General features: G+C 61.7%; 20 protein-coding genes. 7 read left to right on the top strand and 13 right to left on the bottom strand.

What is annotated here, in order from left to right; translation table 11 throughout:
• Window positions 1-43 precede the first annotated feature (43 nt).
• The 7 genes from AC097A_RS08570 to AC097A_RS08540 form a co-directional block, all read right to left on the bottom strand.
• Window positions 44-1,630: an FG-GAP repeat protein gene (locus tag AC097A_RS08570; RefSeq protein WP_479620513.1), complete on the bottom strand. Its 1,587-nt coding sequence runs from the start codon at window positions 1,628-1,630 to the stop codon at window positions 44-46.
• 54 nt (window positions 1,631-1,684) lie between these two features.
• Window positions 1,685-3,301 carry an FG-GAP repeat protein gene (locus AC097A_RS08565; RefSeq protein ID WP_479620512.1) on the bottom strand — a complete coding sequence of 539 codons (1,617 nt, stop codon included), beginning with the start codon at window positions 3,299-3,301 and terminating at the stop codon, window positions 1,685-1,687.
• Between the two features lie 53 nt (window positions 3,302-3,354).
• Entirely contained in the window at window positions 3,355-4,971 is a 1,617-nt protein-coding gene (locus tag AC097A_RS08560; RefSeq protein ID WP_479620511.1) for an FG-GAP repeat protein, read from the bottom strand.
• Between the two features lie 48 nt (window positions 4,972-5,019).
• Window positions 5,020-6,426, bottom strand: coding sequence for an FG-GAP repeat protein (locus tag AC097A_RS08555; RefSeq protein ID WP_479620510.1), 1,407 nt, complete (start codon window positions 6,424-6,426; stop codon window positions 5,020-5,022).
• Window positions 6,427-6,474: 48 nt separating this feature from the next.
• Complete coding sequence (locus AC097A_RS08550) at window positions 6,475-8,043, bottom strand: FG-GAP repeat protein (protein ID WP_479620509.1); 1,569 nt, start codon at window positions 8,041-8,043, stop codon at window positions 6,475-6,477.
• Window positions 8,044-8,141: 98 nt separating this feature from the next.
• Window positions 8,142-8,789: a FecR domain-containing protein gene (locus AC097A_RS08545; protein ID WP_479620508.1), complete on the bottom strand. Its 648-nt coding sequence runs from the start codon at window positions 8,787-8,789 to the stop codon at window positions 8,142-8,144.
• Window positions 8,790-8,897: 108 nt separating this feature from the next.
• Window positions 8,898-9,278 (bottom strand): COG4315 family predicted lipoprotein, encoded by a 381-nt coding sequence (locus AC097A_RS08540; RefSeq protein WP_479620507.1) that lies wholly within the window; start codon window positions 9,276-9,278, stop codon window positions 8,898-8,900.
• Window positions 9,279-9,459: 181 nt separating this feature from the next.
• Here AC097A_RS08540 and AC097A_RS08535 point away from each other — a divergent pair, with 181 nt between their 5' ends.
• From AC097A_RS08535 to AC097A_RS08520, 4 genes are read left to right on the top strand one after another with little or no spacing between them, the layout of a single operon-like run.
• Window positions 9,460-10,182, top strand: a complete 723-nt coding sequence (locus AC097A_RS08535; protein WP_479620506.1) for a LuxR C-terminal-related transcriptional regulator — start codon at window positions 9,460-9,462, stop codon at window positions 10,180-10,182.
• Between the two features lie 13 nt (window positions 10,183-10,195).
• Entirely contained in the window at window positions 10,196-12,100 is a 1,905-nt protein-coding gene (locus AC097A_RS08530; RefSeq protein WP_479620505.1) for a sensor histidine kinase, read from the top strand.
• On the top strand, window positions 12,097-13,479 hold the full coding sequence (locus AC097A_RS08525; RefSeq protein WP_479620504.1) for a sensor histidine kinase: 1,383 nt from the start codon (window positions 12,097-12,099) through the stop codon (window positions 13,477-13,479). Before AC097A_RS08530 ends, AC097A_RS08525 begins: the two co-directional genes overlap by 4 nt.
• Before the next feature lie 41 nt (window positions 13,480-13,520).
• Window positions 13,521-13,730 (top strand): hypothetical protein, encoded by a 210-nt coding sequence (locus tag AC097A_RS08520; RefSeq protein ID WP_315480111.1) that lies wholly within the window; start codon window positions 13,521-13,523, stop codon window positions 13,728-13,730.
• Here AC097A_RS08520 and AC097A_RS08515 read toward each other — a convergent pair.
• From AC097A_RS08515 to AC097A_RS08505, 3 genes are read right to left on the bottom strand one after another with little or no spacing between them, the layout of a single operon-like run.
• On the bottom strand, window positions 13,720-14,070 hold the full coding sequence (locus AC097A_RS08515) for a single-stranded DNA-binding protein (RefSeq protein WP_479620503.1): 351 nt from the start codon (window positions 14,068-14,070) through the stop codon (window positions 13,720-13,722). The genes AC097A_RS08520 and AC097A_RS08515 overlap by 11 nt on opposite strands.
• Window positions 14,071-14,072: 2 nt before the next feature.
• Window positions 14,073-14,621, bottom strand: coding sequence for a lipocalin family protein (locus AC097A_RS08510; protein ID WP_315480110.1), 549 nt, complete (start codon window positions 14,619-14,621; stop codon window positions 14,073-14,075).
• Between the two features lie 51 nt (window positions 14,622-14,672).
• The gene (locus AC097A_RS08505; RefSeq protein ID WP_479620502.1) at window positions 14,673-15,032 is read right to left on the bottom strand and encodes a DUF2237 family protein; all 360 of its coding nucleotides are present in this window, start codon (window positions 15,030-15,032) and stop codon (window positions 14,673-14,675) included.
• Window positions 15,033-15,224: 192 nt separating this feature from the next.
• On the opposite strand from AC097A_RS08505, the gene AC097A_RS08500 reads away from it, so the two are divergent.
• Both AC097A_RS08500 and AC097A_RS08495 read left to right on the top strand, forming a co-directional pair.
• A complete protein-coding gene (locus tag AC097A_RS08500) occupies window positions 15,225-15,671 on the top strand; it encodes a DUF3429 domain-containing protein (protein ID WP_479620501.1) in 447 nt (148 codons plus the stop codon).
• Window positions 15,668-15,931, top strand: coding sequence for a TIGR03643 family protein (locus AC097A_RS08495; protein ID WP_479620500.1), 264 nt, complete (start codon window positions 15,668-15,670; stop codon window positions 15,929-15,931). The genes AC097A_RS08500 and AC097A_RS08495 overlap by 4 nt, the downstream gene beginning before the upstream one ends.
• Window positions 15,932-15,989: 58 nt before the next feature.
• Here the strand turns inward: AC097A_RS08495 and AC097A_RS08490 are convergent, their stop codons facing one another.
• Complete coding sequence (locus tag AC097A_RS08490) at window positions 15,990-16,766, bottom strand: ferredoxin--NADP reductase (protein ID WP_105260501.1); 777 nt, start codon at window positions 16,764-16,766, stop codon at window positions 15,990-15,992.
• Between the two features lie 136 nt (window positions 16,767-16,902).
• On the opposite strand from AC097A_RS08490, the gene AC097A_RS08485 reads away from it, so the two are divergent.
• Window positions 16,903-17,268, top strand: a complete 366-nt coding sequence (locus AC097A_RS08485) for a thioredoxin family protein (RefSeq protein ID WP_479620499.1) — start codon at window positions 16,903-16,905, stop codon at window positions 17,266-17,268.
• Here AC097A_RS08485 and AC097A_RS08480 read toward each other — a convergent pair.
• Window positions 17,247-17,786: a TlpA family protein disulfide reductase gene (locus tag AC097A_RS08480; protein WP_479620498.1), complete on the bottom strand. Its 540-nt coding sequence runs from the start codon at window positions 17,784-17,786 to the stop codon at window positions 17,247-17,249. The two genes, AC097A_RS08485 and AC097A_RS08480, sit on opposite strands and share 22 nt — an antisense overlap.
• 83 nt (window positions 17,787-17,869) lie before the next feature.
• Window positions 17,870-20,521: an alanine--tRNA ligase gene (gene alaS, locus AC097A_RS08475; RefSeq protein ID WP_479620497.1), complete on the bottom strand. Its 2,652-nt coding sequence runs from the start codon at window positions 20,519-20,521 to the stop codon at window positions 17,870-17,872.
• Window positions 20,522-20,560 lie beyond the last annotated feature (39 nt).

Genomic DNA, 20,560 nt, shown 5'->3' with positions numbered 1-20,560 from the left:
TCTCTCCGAGGAATGGGGGCAGGAATGCAGAAGCGTTCATCACTCAGTTCCCGAGCTTGAAGACATAGGCTGCGCCGGCTTCTATGGCTGAGTTGTCGCTGCTGGCGCTGCTGCCGTTGGTGATGGTGGTCTGGTTGCTGTCTTCCTGATACGCACCCACGACGACGGTGTCGCTGCTGACCGCTACGTTGATGCCGAATCGGTCGTCAACCCCGACATTGGAAGCCTTGAGGTAGGCCTGCTGGCTCCAGCTGCTGCCGCTGCGCACGAAGACGTAGGCCGCGCCGGCATACAAGGTCGAGTTGTCGGCGCTGGCTGTGGAGCCGTTGGTGATGGTGGCCTGGTTGCTGTCTTCGGTTTCCGCGCCGACGACGATGGTGTCGCCGCTGATGGCCACGCTGGTGCCAAACCTGTCCTCCGTCTCGGCATTGGGGGCCTTGAGGTAGGCCTGCTGGCTCCAGCTGCTGCCGCTGCGCACGAAGACGTAGGCGGCACCGGCGGTGGACGCCGAGTTGTCGGCGCTGGCCGTGCTGCCGTTGGTGATGGTGGTCTGGCTGCTGGATTCGCGAGCGGCACCGACGACGATGGTGTCGCCGCTGATGGCCACGCTGGTGCTGAACTCGTCGATCGCCTCGGCATTGGGTGCCTTGAGATAGGCCTGCTGGCTCCAGCTGCTGCCGCTGCGCACGAAGACGTAGGCCGCGCCGGCATCGATGGCCGAGTTGTCGGCGCTAGCCGTGCTGCCGTTGGTGATGGTGGTCTGGTTGCTGTCTTCCTGATACGCGCCGACGACGATGGTGTCGCCGCTGATGGCCACGCTGGTGCCAAACCTGTCTTCCGCCCCCGCATTGGGAGCCTTGAGGTAGGCCTGCTGGCTCCAGCTGCTGCCGCTGCGCACGAAGACGTAGGCCGCGCCGGCGTTGGTGATGGTGGTCTGGTTGCTGTCCTCCAGGTTGGCCCCCACCACGATGCTGTCGCCGCTGATGGCCACACTGGTGCCAAAGTGGTCATCCGCCTCGGCATTAGGAGCCTTGAGGTAGGCCTGCTGGCTCCAGCTGCTGCCGCTGCGCACGAACACATAGGCCGCGCCGGCATTCGTTGCCGAGTTGTCGGCGCTGGCCGTGCTGCCATTGGTGATGGTGGTCTGGTTGCTGTCCTCCAGGTTGGCCCCCACCACGATGGTGTCGCCGCTGATGGCCACGCTACGGCCGAATTCGTCGTCTGCCTCGGCATTGGGAGCCTTGAGGTAGGCCTGCTGGCTCCAGCTGCTGCCGCTGCGCACGAAGACGTAGGCCGCGCCGGCACGGGAGGCCAAGTTGTCGGCGCTGGCCGTGCTGCCGTTGGTGATGGTGGTCTGGTTGCTGTCTTCCCCGATGGCACCGACCACCATCGTATTGCCGCTGATGGCCACGTTGAAGCCAAACTCATCGTTCGCCTCGACATTGGGGGCCTTGACATAAGCCTGCTGGCTCCAGGTACTGGTGGGGGCGCTGCTGCCTCCGCCCCCACCGCCGCCCCCACCACCTCCACAGGCGCTAAGGCCGCTGGCCAGCACAGCGGCGGCTAGCAAGGTGCCCCAGCGGGTGCCGCTGCGCGAAGGGCTTCGTTGGACCATATCGTGACGCATCATGAAAATCTCTCCTGAGATTGGGGAAAAGGGGAGGAATGCAGAGACATTCATCGCTCAGTTTTCGAGCTTGAAGACATAGGTTGCACCGGCACTAGATGCCGAGTTGTCGGCGCTGGCCGTGCTGCCATGGGTGATGGTGGTCTGGTTACTGGATTCGCCATAGGCACCCACCACGACGGTGCTGCCGCTGATGGCCACGCCGACGCCAAAGTTGTCGCCCACCTCGGCATTGGGAGCCTTGAGGTAGGCCTGCTGGCTCCAGCTGCTACCACTGCGCACGAAGACGTAGGCCGCACCGGCAAGCGTTGCCGAGTTGTTGGTGCTGGCGGTGCTGCCGTTGGTGATGGTGGTCTGGTTGCTGTCTTCGAAATAGGCACCGACGACGATGGTGTCGCCGCTGAGGGCCACGCTGTTGCCGAATTGGTCGCCGGTTTCGGCATTGGGAGCCTTGAGGTAGGCCTGCTGGCTCCAGCTGCTGCCGCTGCGCACGAACACATAGGCCGCGCCGGCATACGATGCCGAGTTATCGGTGCTGGCGGAGCTGCCGTTGGTGATGGTGGTCTGGTTGCTGGATTCACCGTTGGCACCGACGACGATGGTGTCGCCGCTGATGACGACGCTGACGCCAAAGTTGTCGTTTGCCTGGGCATTGGAGGCCTTGAGGTAGGCCTGCTGGGTCCAGGTGCTGCTGCTGCGCACAAAGACGTAGGCCGCACCTGCATCGGAGGCCGAGTTGTCGGCGCTGGCGGTGCTGCCGCTGGTGATGGTGGTCTGGTTGCTGTCTTCCAGTCTAGCGCCGACGACGAGGGTGTCGCCGCTGATGGCCACGCTGGTGCCGAAGTTGTCATCCGCCCCGGCATTGACTGCCTTGAGGTAGGCCTGCTGGCTCCAGCTGCTGCCGCTGCGCACGAAAACATAGACGGCACCGGCGGCGGAGGCCGAGTTGTCGGCGCTGGCGGAGCTGCCGTTGGTGATGGTGGTCTGGTTGCTGTCCTCGTCTATGGCACCCACCACGAGGGTGTCGCCGCTGATGGCCACGCTGTTGCCGAAGTTGTCGCCTGCCTCGGCATTGGGAGCCTTGAGGTAGGCCTGCTGGCTCCAGCTGCTGCCGCTGCGCACGAAGACGTAGGCCGCGCCGGCACGGGAGGCCAAGTTGTCGGCGCTGGCCGTGCTGCCGTTGGTGATGGTGGTCTGGTTGCTGTCTTCCTGACGCGCGCCGACCACGATGGTGTCGCCGCTGATGGCCACGCTGTTGCCGAAGTTGTCGCCTGCCTCGGCATTGGGAGCCTTGAGATAGGCCTGCTGGCTCCAGGTGCTGCCGCTGCGCACGAAGACATAGGCGGCGCCGGCTTCCGAGGCCGAGTTGTCGGCGCTGGCGGTGCTGCTGTTGGTGATGGTGGTCTGGCTGCTGGATTCGCGGGCGGCACCGACGACGAGGGTGTCACCGCTGATGGCCACGCTGCGACCGAAGAGGTCGTCCGTCCCGGCATTGGCTGCCTTGATATAGGCCTGCTGGCTCCAGGTACTGGCGGCGGCGCTGCTGCTCCCACCGCCGCCGCCGCCACCTCCACAGGCGCTGAGGCCGCTGGCCAGCACAGCGGCGGCGAGCAGGGTGCCCCAGCGGGTGCCGCTGCGAGAAAGGTTGTGTGGGGACATATCGTGACGCATCATGAAAATCTCTCCGGAGAACGGGGAAAGGGAAGGAATGCAGGGACGTTCATCGCTCAGTTTCCGAACTTGAAGACATAGGCAGCGCCGGCGTTGGAAGCGGAGTTGTCGGCGCTGGCCGTGCTGCCGTTGGTGATGGTGGTCTGGGCGCTGTCCTCGTGAAAGGCCCCCACCACGACGCTGTCGCCGCTGATGGCCACACTGCGGCCGAAGAGATCGTCCGCCTCGGCATTGGGAGTCTTGAGGTAGGCCTGCTGGCTCCAGCTGGTACCGCTGCGCACGAAGACGTAGGCGGCACCGGAATTGGCCGCCGAGTTGTCGGCGCTGGCCGTGCTGCCATTGGTGATGGTGGTCTGGTTGCTGTCTTCCTCCGATGCGCCGACGACGATGGTGTCGCCGCTGATGGCCACGCTGTTGCCAAACCTGTCGTTGGCCGCGGGATTGGAGGCCTTAAGGTAGGCCTGCTGGCTCCAGCTAGCACCGCTGCGTACGAAGACATAGGCGGCGCCGGCGGCGGAGGCCGAGTTGTCAGCGCTGGCCGTACTGCCGTTGGTGATGGTGGTCTGGCTGCTGGATTCGGTTTCTGCGCCGACGACGATGGTGTCACCACTGATGGCCACGCTGATGCCAAAGCTGTCACCCGACTGAGCGTTGGGAGCCTTGAGGTAGGCCTGCTGACTCCAGCTCGTGCCGCTGCGCACAAAGACGTAGGCCGCGCCGGCGAAGGATGCCGAGTTGTCGGTGCTGGCTATGGAGCCGTTGGTGATGGATGTCTGGTTGCTAGCTTCGTTGTCCGCGCCAACGACGATGGTGTCGCCACTGATGGCCACGCTGGTGCCGAATTCGTCGCTCGCCCCGGCATTGGGGGCCTTGAGGTAAGCCTGGTGGCTCCAGCTGTTACCACTGCGCACGAAGACATAGGCCGCACCTGCAAACGACGCCGAGTTGTCGGTGCTGGCCGTGCTGCCGTTGGTGATGGTGGTCTGGCTGCTGCCTTCCAAACGGGCACCGACGACGATGGTGTCGCCACTGATGGCCACGCTGGTGCCGAATTGGTCGCCCGCCTCGGCATTGGGAGCCTTGAGGTAGGCCTGCTGGGTCCAGGTGCTACCGCTGCGCACGAAGACGTAGGCCGCGCCGGAGAAGGAAGCCGAGTCGTCGGCGCTGGCCGTGCTGCCGTTGGTGATGGTGGTCTGGTTGCTGCCCTCGCTCGTGGCACCCACCACGATGGTGTCTCCGCTGATGGCCACGCTGGTGCCGAGGATGTCGCTTGCATCGGCATTGGAGGCCTTGAGGTAGGCCTGTTGGCTCCAACTGTTGCCGTTGCGCACGAGCACATAGGCCGCACCGGCGGCGGATGCCGAGTTGTCGGTGCTGGCAGAGCTGCCGTTGGTGATGGTGGTCTGGTTGCTGTCCTCGCCCGTGGAACCCACCACGATGGTGTCGCCACTGATGGCCACGCTGGTGCCGAGGAGGTCGCTTGCATCGGCATTGAGCGCCTTGACATAGGCCTGCTGGCCCCAGCCGCTGGTACTGCTGCTCCCGCCCCCACTTCCACCACCGCCCCCACCACAGGCGCTGAGGCCGCTGGCCAGCACGGCAGCGGTGAGCAGGGTGCCCCAGCGGGTGCCGCTGCGAGACAGGCTGTGTTGGGTTGCAACGTGACGCATCATGAAGATCTCTCCGGGGAATGGGGGAAGGAATGCAGAGGCGTTCATCGCTCAGTTTCCAAACTTGAAGGCATAGGCCGCGCCGGCGATGAGAGCGGAGTTGTCGCTGCTGGCGGTGCTGCCATTGGTGATGGTGGTCTGGTTGCTGTCTTCGTAATAAGCACCGACGACGAGGGTGTCGCCGCTGATGGCCACGCTGGCGCCGAAGAAATAGCTCGCCCTGGCATTGGGGGCCTTGAGGTAGGCTTGCTGGCTCCAGCTGCTGCCGCTGCGCACGAAGGCGTAGGCCGCGCCGGCGAGGGCGAGCGAGTTGTCGCTGCTGGCCGAACTGCCGTTGGTGATGGTGGTCTGGTTGCTGTCTTCCTGATGCGCGCCCACCGCGATGCTGTCGCCGCTGATGGCCACGCTGTAGCCAAAGTTGTCGCCTGCCTCGGCATTGGAGGCCTTGAGGTAGGCCTGCTGGCTCCAGCTGCTGCCGCTGCGCACGAAGACATAGGCTGCGCCGGCTTCCGAGGCCGAGTTGTCGGCGCTGGCGGTGCTGCCGTTGGTGATGGTGGTCTGGTTGCTGGCTTCCTGGTGGGCCCCGACGACAATGGTGTCGCCGCTGATGGCCACGCTGTGGCCGAAGTTGTCATCCGCCTCGGCATTGGGCGCCTTGAGGTAGGCCTGCTGGCTCCAGCTGCTGCCGCTGCGGGTGAACACATAGGCTGCGCCGGCACCGGAGGCCGAGTTGTCGGCGCTGGCTGTGGCCCCGTTGGTGATGGACGTCTGGTTGCTGGCTTCGGCTTCTGCGCCGACGACGAGGGCGTCACCGCTGATGGCCACGCTGATGCCGAAGTTGTCGCCAGACTCGGCATTGGCTGCCTTGAGATAGGCCTGCTGGCTCCAGCTCGTGCCGCTGCGCACGAAGACGTAGGCCGCACCGGCGGCGGATGCCGAGTTGTCGGCGCTGGCGGTGCTGCTGTTGGTGATGGTGGTCTGGTTGCTGGCTTCCTCCGAAGCGCCGACGACGATGGTGTCGCCGCTGATGGTCACACTGGTGCCAAAGAAGTCCTGCGCCTCGGCATTGGAGGCTTTGAGGTAGGCCTGCTGGGTCCAGGTGCTGCCGCTGCGCACGAAGACGTAGGCCGCGCCGGCACCGGGGGCCGAGTTGTCGCTGCTGGCGGTGCTGCCGTTGGTGACGGTGGTCTGGTTGCTGTCTTCCCCGACGGTTCCGACCACCATCGTGTTGCCGCTGATGGTCACGCTGGTGCCGAAGTTGTCGCCAGCCTCGGCGTTGGACGCCTTGAGGTAGGCCTGCTGGCTCCAGGTACTGGCGGCGGCGCTGCCACCACCGCCGCCGCCCCCACCTCCTCCACAGGCGCTGAGGCCGCTGGCCAGCACGGCGGCGGTAAGCAGGGCACCCCAGCGAGTACCGGTGGGCGAAGGGCTGCGTCGGGCTGCATCGTGACGCATCATGAAAATCTCTCCGGGGAATGGGGGAAGGAATGCAGAGGCGTTCATCGCTCAGTTCCCGAGCTTGAAGGCATAAGCCGCGCCGGCGTTGAATGCCGAGTTGTCGGCGCTGGCGGTATTGCCATTGGTGATGCTGGTCTGGTTGCTGTCTTCTTCGTTAGCGCCCACCACAATGGTGTCGCCGCTGATTGCGACACTGCGGCCAAAGACGGCGTCTGTATTCGCATTGGGAGCCTTGAGGTAGGCCTGCTGGCTCCAGTTGGTGCCACTGCGCACGAAGGCGTAGGCCGCGCCGGCGAGGGCGACCGAGTTGTCGCTGCTGGCCGTGCTGCCGTTGGTGATGGTGGTTTGGCTGCTTTCTTCCTGATGCGCGCTCACCACGATGCTGTCGCCGCTGATGGCCACGCTGTAGCCAAGGTTGTCGCCCGCATTGGTGTTGGGAGCCTTGAGGTAGGCCTGCTGGCTCCAGCTGCTGCCGCTGCGCACGAACACATAGGCAGCCCCGGCACCGGCGGCCGAGTTGTCGGGGCTGGCGGTGCTGCCGTTGGTGATGGTGGTCTGGGGGCTGTCTTCGCCGTCCGCGCCGACGACGATGGTGTCGCCGCTGATGGCCACGCTGCCACCAAAGTTGTCGCCCACCTCGGCATTGGGGGCCTTGAGGTAGGCCTGCTGGCTCCAACTGCTGCCACTGCGCACGAAGACGTAGACAGCACCGGCTTCCGAGGCCGAGTTGTCGCTGCTGGCCGTGCTGCCATTGGTGATGGTGGTCTGGTTGCTGGATTCGGTGTTGGCACCCACCACGATGGTGTCGCCGCTGATGGCCACGCTGTGGCCGAAGAGATCGTCGGCCTCGGCATTGGGCGCCTTGAGGTAGGCCTGCTGGCTCCAGCTGCTGCCGCTGCGGGTGAACACATAGGCTGCGCCAGCACCGGAGGCCAAGTTGTCGCTACTGGCTGTGGCCCCGTTGGTGATGGACGTCTGGTTGCTGGATTCGGCTTCTGCGCCGACGACGAGGGTGTCACCGCTGATGGCCACGCTGATGCCGAAGTTGTCGCCCGCCTCGGCATTGGGAGCCTTGAGGTAGGCCTGCTGGCTCCAGCTCGTGCCGCTGCGTACAAAAACGTAGGCAGCACCGGCGCCAGGGGCCGAGTTGTCGGCACTGGCGGAGCTGCCGTTGGTGATGGTGGTCTCGTTGCTGGCTTCATCGGGAACGCCGACGACGATGGTGTCGCCGCTGATGGTCACACTGGTACCAAAGAAGTCCTGCGCCTCGGCATTGGAGGCTTTGAGGTAGGCCTGCAGAGTCCAGGTACTGCCGCTGCGCACGAAGACATAGGCCGCGCCGGCACCGGCGGCCGAGTTGTCGCTGCTGGCGGTGCTGCCGTTGGTGACGGTGGTCTGGTTGCTGTCTTCCCCGACGGTACCGACCACCATCGTATTGCCGCTGATGGCCACGCTGGTACCGAAGTTGTCGGTCGCCTGGGCATTGGGGGCCTTGAGGTAGGCCTGCTGGCTCCAGGTACTGGTGGTGGCGCTGCTGCCCCCCCCACCGCCACCGCCACCGCCACAGGCGGCCAGCGTCAATAAAAACGGAACCAGGGCAAGGGTTTTGTGGCGCATAAAACAATGAATCCAAAGTCAGAAGACAAGGCAGTCATTGTTCGGAACCCAGCTGTATTGCGGTAGCCCCAATATTGGGGTCACGCGCAGGAAAGTGCCTAGTAGCTGTGGGCTTCTTTGCCGGCAAAAGGCGGTGTGCGCCCCACCAAAGCTTCCAGCATCGTCAACTCGTAGTCACGGTGGTGGATAACTGGCGCAGCGGTGAACAGGGGGCGGGATGCATCCGTACCGATGTAAAAGGGCGAGTCGTGGTAGTGGGTGACAACCGTGCGCGCCTGGCCAGGGTCGGCAGTCGGTCTCAGATCGGCCGTCCCGTAGCAAAGACAGAAGTAGGTCTGGGTGTCCGATGTCTCGATGTAACAGGCCGTTCCACGGATGCCGGCCGTGGCGGTCGGCATCACAATACGCTTGGCACCCGGACCGAAAACGGCCAACACTTTGCCCGTGACGACGCGCAACACGCCCACTGCAGCATCACTGCCAAACTCCACCTTGCTGTCTTCACGCATCAAGTAGGCGTTGTTGCCCATCACGTAAACGACTTCGCTGGACTTTCCAGTGGCGACACTATCGCCTGTGAGTACCAACTGCCCGTCTTTGGCAGGCGCGCCATTGACGCGCACATCTCCTTTGATCTTGCGTATTCCTGGCGACAGCGGGCGGGTACCCATTGACATAACCTCCACCATGTAGGCAGACAGGCTGCTGAGGGCCAAGCCTTGCAAGATGGTGCGACGAGGTTGCATGGTGCGTTGCCCTGAAGTGGAAGAGTTGTTCGCTCGAAGCACTGCGCATTTAGCTATCAATAAGATAGCTGGTCGCGCAATGCGGTCGAGGGCTAGGTGCCAATTTAATCAATAAGCACTGGCTGCTGCTTTGGGCGCACTGCCCACAATGTGCCACACGCCGCCACTGCCGTCCCCATTGCGCTCACCGGGTTTGCTGTCACCGGCAAAATAATACAGCGGCATGCCTTTGACAGCCCATTGCTTGCCACCAGTGGCGTCGATCAAGGTAAATTCACCTTTAGCACTGGCACCGTCCTTGGCCAGGAATGCCGGCCAGGCTGTCAGACAACCGCCGCTGCAGTTGCTTTTGCCCGGTACGTCCTTGTCAAAGGTGTAGACAGTGCGCCCTGCTGCATCGGCCAGAACGCCGTCGCGCATGACGGGCTGCGCGTGTGCAGTGGCAACGACGAATACGAGCAAGGCAGCGGAGATGACAGTTTTTTTCATGGAATGTTTTCCTTTGTGGTGAGATGAAACGGTTGAAAATCGGGTAAACGTCTTGCCAGATCGCTTTGGCAAGATTTCCATTTTTCTTGGGGAGTAGGTTTACTGATAGCCCCAAAATTGGGGTCGAGGGTCTTCTCTTTCCTCCTTGTCAAGGTTCTTTAGCCCCACTACGCTCCCCAATATGGTTTTCACCGATCCTGACACTCCCGTTTCTAGCCCCATCGGCGCAGCATTGCCCATTTCCGTCGCGGTACTGGAGGATGAAACCCATGTGCGCAAGATGTTTGAGGCAGCCATAGCCGCCGCCCCCAGCCTGCAACTGGCCTTTAGCGCGCAGACGGTGGCGCAAGCCAAGGTGTTGGCGCAAACGCATGCGGCGCAGGTGTATCTGGTGGACTTGGGACTACCCGATGCCGACGGCCGTGAGTTCATACGCTGGGTGACAGAAAACCAGCCTGGCGCATCTGCCATGGTGGTGACTGTCTTTGGGGACGATGAACATATCGTCAGCAGTTTTGCAGCAGGTGCGGTGGGCTACTTGTTGAAGGACGCCCCCGCGAATGAAATCGCTCAACACATTGCCGAATTGGTGGGCGGCGGATCGCCTATTAGTCCCAGCGTTGCACGCCGCATGTTGCAGCACTTCAAAACACATCACGCGCCGGTTGAAACCAGCTCTAGACCGATGCCGCTGGACCAATACCCGGCCGATCAGGCGCTGAGCCCGCGAGAACATGAAGTTCTGTGCCTCATCGAAAAAGGGTTGACTTACGAGGAAATTGCGCAGGTGTTGGGTATTACATGGCACACGGTGACCGGCTATTTGCGCCGGGTGTACCGCAAGCTGGAAGTGAAGTCGCGAAGTGAGGCGGTGTTTGAGGCCCGGCAACGCGGGTTGCTGTAACCACTAGCTGACCGTGCATTCCCCGTTGACTTATGGCAGGCTGTTGGCAGCCTTTGCGTTGGTGCTGCTAGTGCTGGTTGGAACACGATTTGGTGAATTTCAGCCACTGGAGGACGATGAGGGGACGCTGATTGCCATCGAGTCGGCCATTGTTTACGAGACTGGGAAGCCGCAGCAGTATTCCGTCTTGTCGCTACCGGTTCGCATCGACCGGGACCGGCGGGAATTGGTCAAACTTCGAGCGGTTTCCGAGTTTGAGTTGACAAAATCGCCAGGCGATTCCCCTTGGCTGCTGTATGTTGAGGACCTGCATGATGGCGGGAAACTAAAAGTCAACGGCGCGGTAGTTGCCGACTTGCCCGTGACGGACGCAGATACCACGGTACGCCAACTACTCCCTTTGCGTTTCGACGTGCCATCGGGGTTGCTACGTGCCGGGACCAACGTGATTGAGCGTGAATGGGCCATCCATGAAAACATGTTGCTGATGCCGCGCATGGCGATCGGTGAGGCGCAAAGCGTCAATGCGATCTTCGCGCCACGCAACGTTGCCTACCGCATTCTGCCCAAGATCACCTTTGTGGTGGCCTCCGCCCTGGCATTCATCATGTTCGGCATTTATATGCTCAGCCGCGAGCTCAAGGCCTACCTATGGATTGCCTTGAGTGGATGGGGGTTTTGTGTGGTGGATCTCATGTTTTTCATGAACGCCATCCCCGCGTCTGTGTTTCCTTATTGGCGGCTTTCTTTGTATGCGGCAGGTAGCGCATTGACGTTGGGTACCTACTACTTTCTTTTGGAGGTCAGCGGACTCGATGCTCCCAGATACCGACGTTGGACGCTGCGACTTTCCGTGTTGCATTCCGTCGGATTTCTAGTCTATTTCTACTGGACAGGTAACACGTTTTCACCGTTTTTCTCGCGCGTAATTCTTCTGCTCTCTGCTGTGTTTGCGCCATTGCCTTTTTTTGCATTAATCCGAAGCTTGTTACGGCAGTTTCAATGGAGCAAGGCGATCTTGCTCATGGTTGCAGTATCCGGAATTTGGATCAGTGTCATGGATATGACGACCCTGAACGAAGGCCGCAGTGCTGCGCAAAGTGGATATTTGCTGCAGATTTTTGCCCTGATCTGGTTCTTGTCGTGCTGTTTTTTTCTCATTGTCGATTTTTCCAAATCGTTGGCAGCACAACGGGCTCAATCCACAACCATGGCCCAGGAGCTTGCTGCGCAGAAGGAAGAGCTGTCGCGTCTGCACGCACTGGAGCGTTCCGCACAGGAGGCCGAGGCTGCCGCACTGGAGCGCAGTCGCATCATGCAGGACATGCACGATGGCCTGGGCTCCCAGCTTGTAAGCTCCTTGGTCATGGCTCGGGCCGGAGAGCTCAACAGCCAGCAAACCTACGAACTCCTGCGTAGCTGCATCGACGACCTGCGCTTGGCCATTGATGCATCCCATGACACAGAAGACTCATTGCTGTTGGCCTTGGGCAATCTGCGGTTTCGCATGCAGCCACGACTCAAAGCCGCTGGTATCACGCTGCATTGGGAAACACAGGCCTTGAGTAACCACCTGCCACTGCGCCCGCAAGACCAGCTTCCGGTGCTGCGCATTGTGCAAGAGAGCCTGACCAACGCACTCAAACACGCCAACGCAAAGACCATCACCGTGGAGGCCAGCAATACCGCAACCGAGCTGTTCATGCGCATTGAAGACGATGGCCAGGGCTTTGATGTCACTGCTGCAACCGAGGGCGCCACGGGCAAGGGGCTCCATAGCCTGAACAAGCGGGCACGTGTGTTGGGCGCACAACTGACGATCAACAGCACCGGGCAAGGCAGTTGCATCGTCTTGACACTTCCATTGGAGCGACGCAACGTGCCTCGTAGAACCATCGGTGTGGAGAAAGCGGAGTGATTGACAGTTGGAATAATTTCCCCGATGCAACACTCTTCTTGCAGCAAACGCTAGCGCAGATTACCTGCGCATTTGCGACTGTCATTGCCTTGTTGCAGTTGGGCCTTTTCCTCAATAACCGCAAAGACACCCAATACGGCTGGACCTTCGTTACCGTTGCAGGGTACGCAGTAGTCAGCCTGACATTCTTTATGCCAACGCTGTCATACGAATGGCAAATGGCCTGGAATGTCGTTCTATTTAGCGGCATTCAAGCATTTGCACTGGGAAGCAGCGTCTACATGCTCAATGAGTGCGGTGTAAGCAACAAGGCTTACATCCGCTTCACCGGAGCGTGGAGTGGCGCATTTCTGGCGATTTATTGCAGCGTTTTTGCATGGAGCGGAACAGCATTACCGATCCCCTATGTGATGACATGGTACGTAGGGCTCAGTGTTGCGAACCTCTATCCGGCATGGCACCTGTGGCAATTGGTCGAGCGCCATCGGCATTGGCAGCACGCTGTTTTTTCGATGACGTACTTGGCGGTGGGGGGGGCTGCCTTCCTGGATATCTCACGCGTGCTCGGCGGACCGATGATCGCAGGCACAACCCCGATCCTGCCCATGATGGCGGCCTTGTGGTTCTTGGCCGTGTGTTTTTTCCTGGTGAACGACTTTACGCACTCGCTGCGTGTTCAGCGCCAACACACCGTCGAGATGGCCCAGGAGCTTGCTGCGCAGAAGGAAGAGCTGTCGCGTCTGCACGCACTGGAGCGTTCCGCACAGGAGGCCGAGGCTGCCGCGCTGGAGCGCAGTCGCATCATGCAGGACATGCACGATGGCCTGGGCTCCCAGCTTGTAAGCTCCTTGGTCATGGCTCGGGCCGGAGAGCTCAACAGCCAGCAAACCTACGAACTCCTGCGTAGCTGCATCGACGACCTGCGCTTGGCCATTGATGCATCCCATGACACAGAAGACTCATTGCTGTTGGCCTTGGGCAATCTGCGGTTTCGCATGCAGCCACGACTCAAAGCCGCTGGTATCACACTGCATTGGGAAACACAGGCCTTGAGTAACCACCTGCCACTGCGCCCGCAAGACCAGCTTCCGGTGCTGCGCATTGTGCAAGAGAGCCTGACCAACGCACTCAAACACGCCAACGCAAAGACCATCACCGTGGAGGCCAGCAATACCGCAACCGAGTTGTTCATGCGCATTGAAGACGATGGCCAGGGCTTTGATGTCACTGCTGCAACAGAGGGCGCCACGGGCAAGGGGCTTCATAGCCTGAACAAGCGGGCACGTGTGTTGGGCGCACAACTGACGATCAACAGCACCGAGCGAGGCAGCGTGGTGCAGCTCAAAGTTCCATTTGTCTCCGAATCAGTTTCAAACTGAAGGCGACCGGAGAAAATACCGCTTTAGCCCATAAGGTACTTGTGAACCCATCCCCCGCCCCCACCGAACTCATCGCCACCTACCGCAGAGCGGAAGCAGAAGCTGCACACAAGTTCGGCTTGATCAAAGTCGTGGCCAACAAGGGGCCGAAGGCGATTCAGGCGGCTGTGGAGACGGCGGCCAAAGCCGCCAAACGCCGGGATGCCTATGCCAAGAAACTACTGGCGCTGGGGGTCGAGCTTAAGGACTGAGAGGAGTGTCGCCTACCCCACCCAGCGCTTGCTGCTTGCGCGCTGCGTGGTAAGCCGTCAGCACCTGCGTCGCCACCATATCCAGTGCGGGCCGGGTGTTGCCTTGTTTGTCGGTCCACACCTTGGGCGTCAAGGCGCCGGCCAGTGCCACCGCATCGCCATCGTCCAGCGCCATCAGTGCAGCACTGGCCTCTGCTGCAAAGGCGATCACGTTCACGATCAGGCTCTCGCCATCGCCTGCAGTGGCTTTGACTTTGGCCAGCGCAAACGTGCTGTCGTTTTTGCCTTGGCGGGTTTCGGCCAGGCCGACCAGGTGGCCGGCAATCAATCCTTCAATCATGCTCACTCCTGCGGGCTCAGTTCCAAACGGGTCATGTTAAAACCACGCTGGGCCAGGCGGGCCAGCAAGGCTTGGTAAGCGGCGGGCTCCACCTTGGGGGTGCGCGAAAGCACCCACAGGTATTCGCGCTCGGGCTCGCTCACCGCCACCAATTGGTACTGTGGGTCCAGGTCAATGACCCAGTAGTTGCCCCACACCATGGGCAAGAACGACAACCACGCGGGCGCAAAGCGCACTTGCAGTTTGGGGGAGTCAGCAGGCCCTACCTGGCGGGCGGCGCCCAGCGCTTCGGTGGTTTGTCCATCGGCCATCACACAGCGGTTGAGCACTTGCACGGTGCCGTCCGGCTTGGCCTGGTAATCGGCGCGTGTGTTGCGGGCGCATTTTTTCTGAAAGCTGTTGGGGTACTTGGCAATCTCGTACCAGGTGCCCATGTAGCGCGCCACATCCAGAGAGGCTATCGGCTGCAAGGGCGACTTGTCGGTTTGGGCTACAGCGGCGCTGCTGGCCAAGGTGGTGGCAAGCGCCCACAGGAGAAAATGTTGTTTCATAGGCTCAGTATGCATGTGCACAAGGCTCCATCGGTGCGGCAACGCACGCGTTTACAACGCATGGGCCTTAAGTTGCTCCAGGCTCACAGACTCCAGGGCCTTGGCGTGGGTGGCCTCCAGATGCACGGGTGGGGCCACGCCTGCCTGCAGGGCTTCCAGCCAGCGGTTGACGCACAGACACCAGCGGTCGCCGGGGCGCAGCCCCACAAAACGGTATTCGGGCCGCGGGGTGCTCAGGTCATTGCCCCGTTGCAGTGAATACGCCAGAAAATCAGCCGTAACTTTGGCACACACCACGTGGGTGCCGTGGTCGTGGGCATCGGTGTTGCAACAGCCGTCGCGGTAGAACCCGGTGAGCGGGTCAAACGAGCAGGCTTGCAAGGCAGTGCCTAAAACATTCAGGGCGGACATTCTCAACTCGCTTTCAGACACACAACAATGGCCCCCAGGGACACACGGGGGGCGGTTTCCCACAAAATACGGGCACCGCATGCTGCCACAGTGGCAAGCAAGCTTTGTATGTATGGCTTTTCAGGACGCAACCATGGACAACGACGACGAGCGCTGCTGCGGAACCAGTGCCTTGCAACAAGGCGAAGCCCCATGATCGCAGCCCCCACATCCCTGCCCTTGCCGCGCTGGGCCGCCCGGCTGGGCTATGCCGGTGCGCTGCCGTTTATTGCGCTGGCTGTGGCCGCCTGGTGGGCGCCAGCCGCCTACCGCAGCCAGGCTGCCCTGGCCTTGCTAGCCTATGGCGCAACGATTGCCAGCTTTATGGGAGCCATCCACTGGGGCTTGGCCATGCGCGGGCCACTCACGCCGCAACCCGGCCCGTTTGTATGGGGCGTGTTCCCCAGCCTGGTGGCGTGGGTGGCGCTGCTGCTACCACTGGCACAAGGCCTGGTCACGCTGGCCTTATTGCTAGGTATCTGCCTAGCCGTGGACCGGCGCAGCTACCCGGCTTATGGCCTAACCGACTGGCTACCCATGCGTCTGCACCTGACACTAACCGCGGCGTTGAGCCTACTGGCTGGGAGCCTAGTCGCATGACGCGGGCCCAAGTTGCCCTGACAGAATCTGACATTTCGCGCATTGTGGAAATGGCGTGGGAAGACCGCACGGCGTTTGAAGCCATTGAGAACCAATTCGGCTTGAATGAATCCGCCGTGGTGGATGTGATGCGCAGGCACATGAAACCCAGCTCGTTTCGCATGTGGCGCAAACGCATGGCCGGCCGGACCACCAAACACCTGGCGTTGCGATCGTCCGAGGTCCAACGGCACCGCGCCAGCCACACCCGGCAGGCATAAAAAAAAGGCCTGCAAGCAGGCCTTTCCTGTAAATCGCAGGCCGCTGGGGCCACTGTGTTTATTGCTCCACGAAGGCGCGTTCCACCACGTAGTCGCCTGGCGTGGTGGTGTTGCCTTCCTTGAAGCCTTTGGCATCCAGAATCTCGCGCATGTCTTTGTTCAGGCCAGGGCTGCCGCAGATCATGATGCGGTCCACGGCTGGGTCCAGCGGGGGCAGGCCCAGGTCGGCAGACAACTTGCCGCTCTCGATCAGTGTGGTGATACGGCCCTGGTTTTCAAAGGCTTCACGGGTCACCGTGGGGTAATACAGCATTTGCTGGCTGACCGTTTCGCCCAGGAATTCGTGCTGGGGCAGCTCCGTTTTGAACAGGTCGTGGTAAGCCAGCTCTTTCACTTCGCGCACGCCGTGCACCACGACAACCTTCTCGTATTTCTCGTAGGTCTCGGGGTCGCGTGCCACGCTCAGGAAGGGGGCCAGGCCGGTACCGCTGCCCAGCAGGTACAGGTTTTTGCCGGGCAAGAGGTAGTCAATCAACAAAGTGCCGGTGGGCTTGCGGCCCACCACAATCTTGTCGCCCACCTTGATGTGCTGCAGCTTGGAGGTGAGCGGGCCATCTTGCACCTTGATGCTCAAAAACTCCAGATGCTCTTCGTAGTTGGCACTGGCAATGGAATAGGCGCGCAAGAGCGGCTTGCCATTGTCTTGGCGCAGGCCAATCATGGTGAAGTGACCGTTGGAAAAACGCAGAGCCGGATCCCGAGTGGTGGTGAAGCTGAACAAACGGTCTGTCCAGTGGTGTACGCTTAAAACTGTTTCTTCCAGAAATGCACTCATGGGGGCCTTGGGTGAGGGTCAGTCAGTGGGAAATGCCCGCAGCCACTTTCGGCTAGGGCGAAACCCTATATTGTAAAACTCCATACCCCCACGACTTGTTATATCGATATTGATTTGAGTCATTAGCGCGACCGCCATGCCCCACGCCTCCACCCCGCCCGAAACCACCTCCATCGCCCTGCTGGTGGCCTGCCTGTGTGCCCAATGGTGTGGCACCTGCACCGAGTACCAGCCGCTGTTTGCCCAGCTGCAGGCCGATTTTCCGGGTGCGCGCTTTGTGTGGGTGGACATTGAAGACGAGGCCGATCTGGTGGACCCGGTCGAGGTGGAGAACTTCCCGACCATCTTGATTGCGCAAGGCGAGCAGCCCCGGTTTTTTGGCACCGTGATGCCACACCTGGAGACCCTGCGCCGACTCATCCAGTCCAGCAGCGCGCCCGATGCGCGCGCCGTGCAGGCCCCCGAGGTACTGGCCTTGGTTCAGCGCTTGCGCGCGCGCTGAGGCTGCAGCAGGGGCTGCCAAAGGCGCTCCCCCTCGGGCCCAGCCCAGTCCAGCGCGCCACGCACCACACTACGTGTCCGGCCGTCGGAATCAATCAACACCGTGGAGGGGTAAATGCGGATACCCCAGGCTTTGGCAATGTCACCTTGTACATCGCGCACCACAGGCAAAACCAGACCCGTGTTTTGCACAAAACGGGCGATGGCCTCGGAAGATTCTTTGAGGTTGATGGTGAGCACCACCAGGCGTTCGCGCTCGCGTTCGGCCAGGGTTTGCAGCGCTGGCATTTCGGAGCGGCAGGGTTCGCACCAACTGGCCCAGAAGTTCAGCAAAACAGCACGGCCTTTGAGCCCAGGCAGGGTCCAGCGTTTGCCTTCCAGGTCCACCCAGTCCACCGGTGGCTGGGTTTGTTGGCGGTTCCACGCCAACACATCAAAACCCGGGCTGGCTGCGGCACGCACTGCCCAAGGCGCCACCCCTGCCACACCCAAGGCGCCCAGCAGGTGGCGGCGCTTCATGGGCGTTTATGCATCAAATAGGGCTCTAGCCCGCATGGGATATGCGCAAGAAGCTCCCTATTTAATAGCAAATCCACAACCACTTACAGCTTGGCAGTCACCCAGGCCTGCACGCTGGCCAGCGCGCCGGCCAGCTTGACGGGCTCGGTACCACCGGCCATGGCCATGTCGGCCTTACCGCCGCCCTTGCCGCCCACTTGCGCGGCGACAAAGTTGGCCAGCTCGCCGGCCTTGACCTTGCCCGTGGTGTCGTTGGTCACGCCAGCGGCGATCTGCACCTTGTCGCCATCCACCGCGCCCAGCACGATGACGGCGGTCTTGAGCTTGTCCTTGAGCTTGTCCATGGTGTCGCGCAGGGTTTTGGCGTCGGCGCCGTCCAGCTTGGCAGCCAGCACCTTTACACCGTTCACCTCTACAGCACTGCCCACCAGCTCGTCGCCCTGGGCAGACGCCAGCTTGCCCTTCAGGGCCGCCACTTCTTTTTCCAGCGCCTTGACTTGGTCCAGCACCTGGCCCAGGCGGTTGCCCAGCTCAGCCACCGGGGCCTTCAAGGTGGAGGCCGCAGCGTTCACCGTGGTTTCCAGGTCTTGCAGGTAGGCCAAGGCGCCCTGCCCGGTCACGCCTTCGATACGGCGCACACCGGCAGCCACGCCGCCTTCTGCCACCACCTTGAACAAACCGATATCACCCGTGCGCTGCACGTGGGTGCCGCCGCACAGTTCGGTGGTGCTGCCGATGTCGAGCACGCGCACGACCTCGCCATACTTCTCACCGAACAGCATCATGGCGCCGGTTTGTTTGGCGGCCTCGATGTCCATCAGGCGCGCCTGGGTGGCCGCGTTGCTCAGGATTTCCGCGTTCACGATGGCCTCGATCTGCTGCACCTGTTCGTCGGTGACGGGCGCGTTGTGCGCAAAGTCAAAACGGGTGCGCTCGGCATTCACCAAGCTGCCCTTTTGCTGCACATGCTCGCCCAGCACCTCGCGCAGGGCTTTGTGCAGCAAGTGGGTGACTGAGTGGTTGCGCTGGGTGGCGGCGCGCTGGGCGGCATCCACATGGGCCGTCACCGCGTCACCCACCTTCAAGCTGCCAGTCTTCAGCGTGCCGTGGTGGCCAAACACATCGGCCTTGATCTTTTGCGTGTCGCCCACTTCAAACAGGCCGACATCCGAGAACACCGCGCCTTCGTCGCCCACCTGGCCACCGCTCTCGGAGTAGAAGGGCGTGGTGTCCAGCACCAGCACGCCTTCTTGACCGGCTTTCAGCTCGGCAACCGGCGTACCGTCTGCGTAGAGCGCTACGATTTTGCTAGCTTGTGTGAGGTGCTCGTAGCCCACAAAGGTGTTGCCCGCGCCGGTGTACTCCAGCGCCTTGTCCATCTTGAACTTGCCCGCCGCGCGGCCTTTGGCCTTTTGCTGCTCCATGGCAGCCTTGAAGCCCGCCTCGTCCACGTCCACACCGTTTTCACGGCACACGTCGGCCGACAGGTCCAGCGGGAAGCCATAGGTGTCGTGCAGCTTGAACGCCACTTCACCGGGCAGGACTTTCACGCCGCCTGCCAGAGCCTCGTCCAGGATCTGCATGCCGGTGGCCAGGGTTTCAAAGAAACGTTCTTCTTCCACACGCAGCACTTCGGTGATGCGGGCTTCTTGCGAGGCCATGTTGGGGTAGGCGGCGCCCATCACCTGCACCAGGTCTTTCACCAGCTTGTGGAAAAACGGCGTCTTCTGGCCCAGCTTGTAACCATGGCGGATGGCGCGGCGCACGATGCGGCGTTGCACATAGCCGCGGCCTTCGTTGCTGGGGATCACGCCGTCGCTCACCAAAAAGGCAGTCGCGCGGATGTGGTCGGCAATCACACGCAAGCTCTTGTTGTTCAAGTCGGTGCAACCGGTTTCGCGGGCGGCGGCCTTGATCAGCGCGTCGAACAGGTCAATCTCGTAGTTGCTGTGCACGTGTTGCAGGATGGCAGCCAGGCGCTCCAGGCCCATGCCGGTGTCCACACAGGGGGCAGGCAGCGGCGTCACGGCGCCGGTCTCGTCCATGTTGAACTGCATGAACACGTTGTTCCAGATTTCGATGAAACGGTCGCCATCTTCATCGGGGCTGCCTGGGGGGCCGCCGGGGATGTGGGCGCCGTGGTCGTAAAAGATTTCCGAGCAGGGGCCACAGGGGCCGGTGTCGGCCATCATCCAGAAGTTGTCACTCTTGTAGCGGCCACCCTTGTTGTCGCCAATGCGGATGATGCGTCCCTCTTGCTTCACGCGCTCGGGCGTCCAGCCGGACTTGACGAAGATATCTTCCCAGATGGCATGGGCCTCGTCGTCTTCCTGGTAGACCGTGGCGTACAGCTTCTCGGCGGGGAGCTTGTAAACGGTGGTCAACAACTCCCAAGCCCAGTTCAGACTCTCCTTCTTGAAGTAGTCGCCGAAGCTCCAGTTGCCCAGCATCTCGAAGAAGGTGTGGTGGCGCGCGGTGTAGCCCACGTTTTCCAGGTCGTTGTGTTTGCCGCCAGCGCGCAGGCAGGCCTGTACGGATGCGGCGCGCACGTAAGAGCGCTTGTCGGTGCCCAAAAACACGTCCTTGAACTGCACCATGCCCGAGTTGGTGAACATCAGCGTGGGGTCGTTGCCGGGAACCAGCGGGCTGGACGCCACCACGGTGTGGCCCTTGGAGGCAAAGAAGTCGAGGAAGGTTTTGCGAATGTCGGAAACACTCATTACAGGCTGGGTCATGTCTTGTTTTCTTCGCGCGTGGGGTCAATAGAGCCCTCT

This window comes from Rhodoferax sp. XS2R6 (assembly GCF_056521365.1).
The sequence above is the reverse complement of the archived record's forward strand: the minus strand, read 5'-3'. Positions and strand labels throughout refer to the sequence as shown.

Bases quoted from the DNA above. Each gene is read 5' to 3' on its own strand.
- AC097A_RS08540 (WP_479620507.1), bottom strand. From the start codon at position 9,278: ATGAAAAAAACTGTCATCTCCGCTGCCTTGCTCGTATTCGTCGTTGCC.
- AC097A_RS08535 (WP_479620506.1), top strand. From the start codon at position 9,460: ATGGTTTTCACCGATCCTGACACTCCCGTTTCTAGCCCCATCGGCGCA.
- AC097A_RS08570 (WP_479620513.1), bottom strand. From the start codon at position 1,630: ATGATGCGTCACGATATGGTCCAACGAAGCCCTTCGCGCAGCGGCACC.
- alaS (WP_479620497.1), bottom strand. From the start codon at position 20,521: ATGACCCAGCCTGTAATGAGTGTTTCCGACATTCGCAAAACCTTCCTC.
- AC097A_RS08500 (WP_479620501.1), top strand. From the start codon at position 15,225: ATGATCGCAGCCCCCACATCCCTGCCCTTGCCGCGCTGGGCCGCCCGG.
- AC097A_RS08560 (WP_479620511.1), bottom strand. From the start codon at position 4,971: ATGATGCGTCACGTTGCAACCCAACACAGCCTGTCTCGCAGCGGCACC.
- AC097A_RS08515 (WP_479620503.1), bottom strand. From the start codon at position 14,070: ATGATTGAAGGATTGATTGCCGGCCACCTGGTCGGCCTGGCCGAAACC.
- AC097A_RS08495 (WP_479620500.1), top strand. From the start codon at position 15,668: ATGACGCGGGCCCAAGTTGCCCTGACAGAATCTGACATTTCGCGCATT.
- AC097A_RS08550 (WP_479620509.1), bottom strand. From the start codon at position 8,043: ATGCGCCACAAAACCCTTGCCCTGGTTCCGTTTTTATTGACGCTGGCC.
- AC097A_RS08480 (WP_479620498.1), bottom strand. From the start codon at position 17,786: ATGAAGCGCCGCCACCTGCTGGGCGCCTTGGGTGTGGCAGGGGTGGCG.
- AC097A_RS08490 (WP_105260501.1), bottom strand. From the start codon at position 16,766: ATGAGTGCATTTCTGGAAGAAACAGTTTTAAGCGTACACCACTGGACA.
- AC097A_RS08505 (WP_479620502.1), bottom strand. From the start codon at position 15,032: ATGTCCGCCCTGAATGTTTTAGGCACTGCCTTGCAAGCCTGCTCGTTT.
- AC097A_RS08555 (WP_479620510.1), bottom strand. From the start codon at position 6,426: ATGATGCGTCACGATGCAGCCCGACGCAGCCCTTCGCCCACCGGTACT.
- AC097A_RS08545 (WP_479620508.1), bottom strand. From the start codon at position 8,789: ATGCAACCTCGTCGCACCATCTTGCAAGGCTTGGCCCTCAGCAGCCTG.
- AC097A_RS08510 (WP_315480110.1), bottom strand. From the start codon at position 14,621: ATGAAACAACATTTTCTCCTGTGGGCGCTTGCCACCACCTTGGCCAGC.
- AC097A_RS08485 (WP_479620499.1), top strand. From the start codon at position 16,903: ATGCCCCACGCCTCCACCCCGCCCGAAACCACCTCCATCGCCCTGCTG.
- AC097A_RS08565 (WP_479620512.1), bottom strand. From the start codon at position 3,301: ATGATGCGTCACGATATGTCCCCACACAACCTTTCTCGCAGCGGCACC.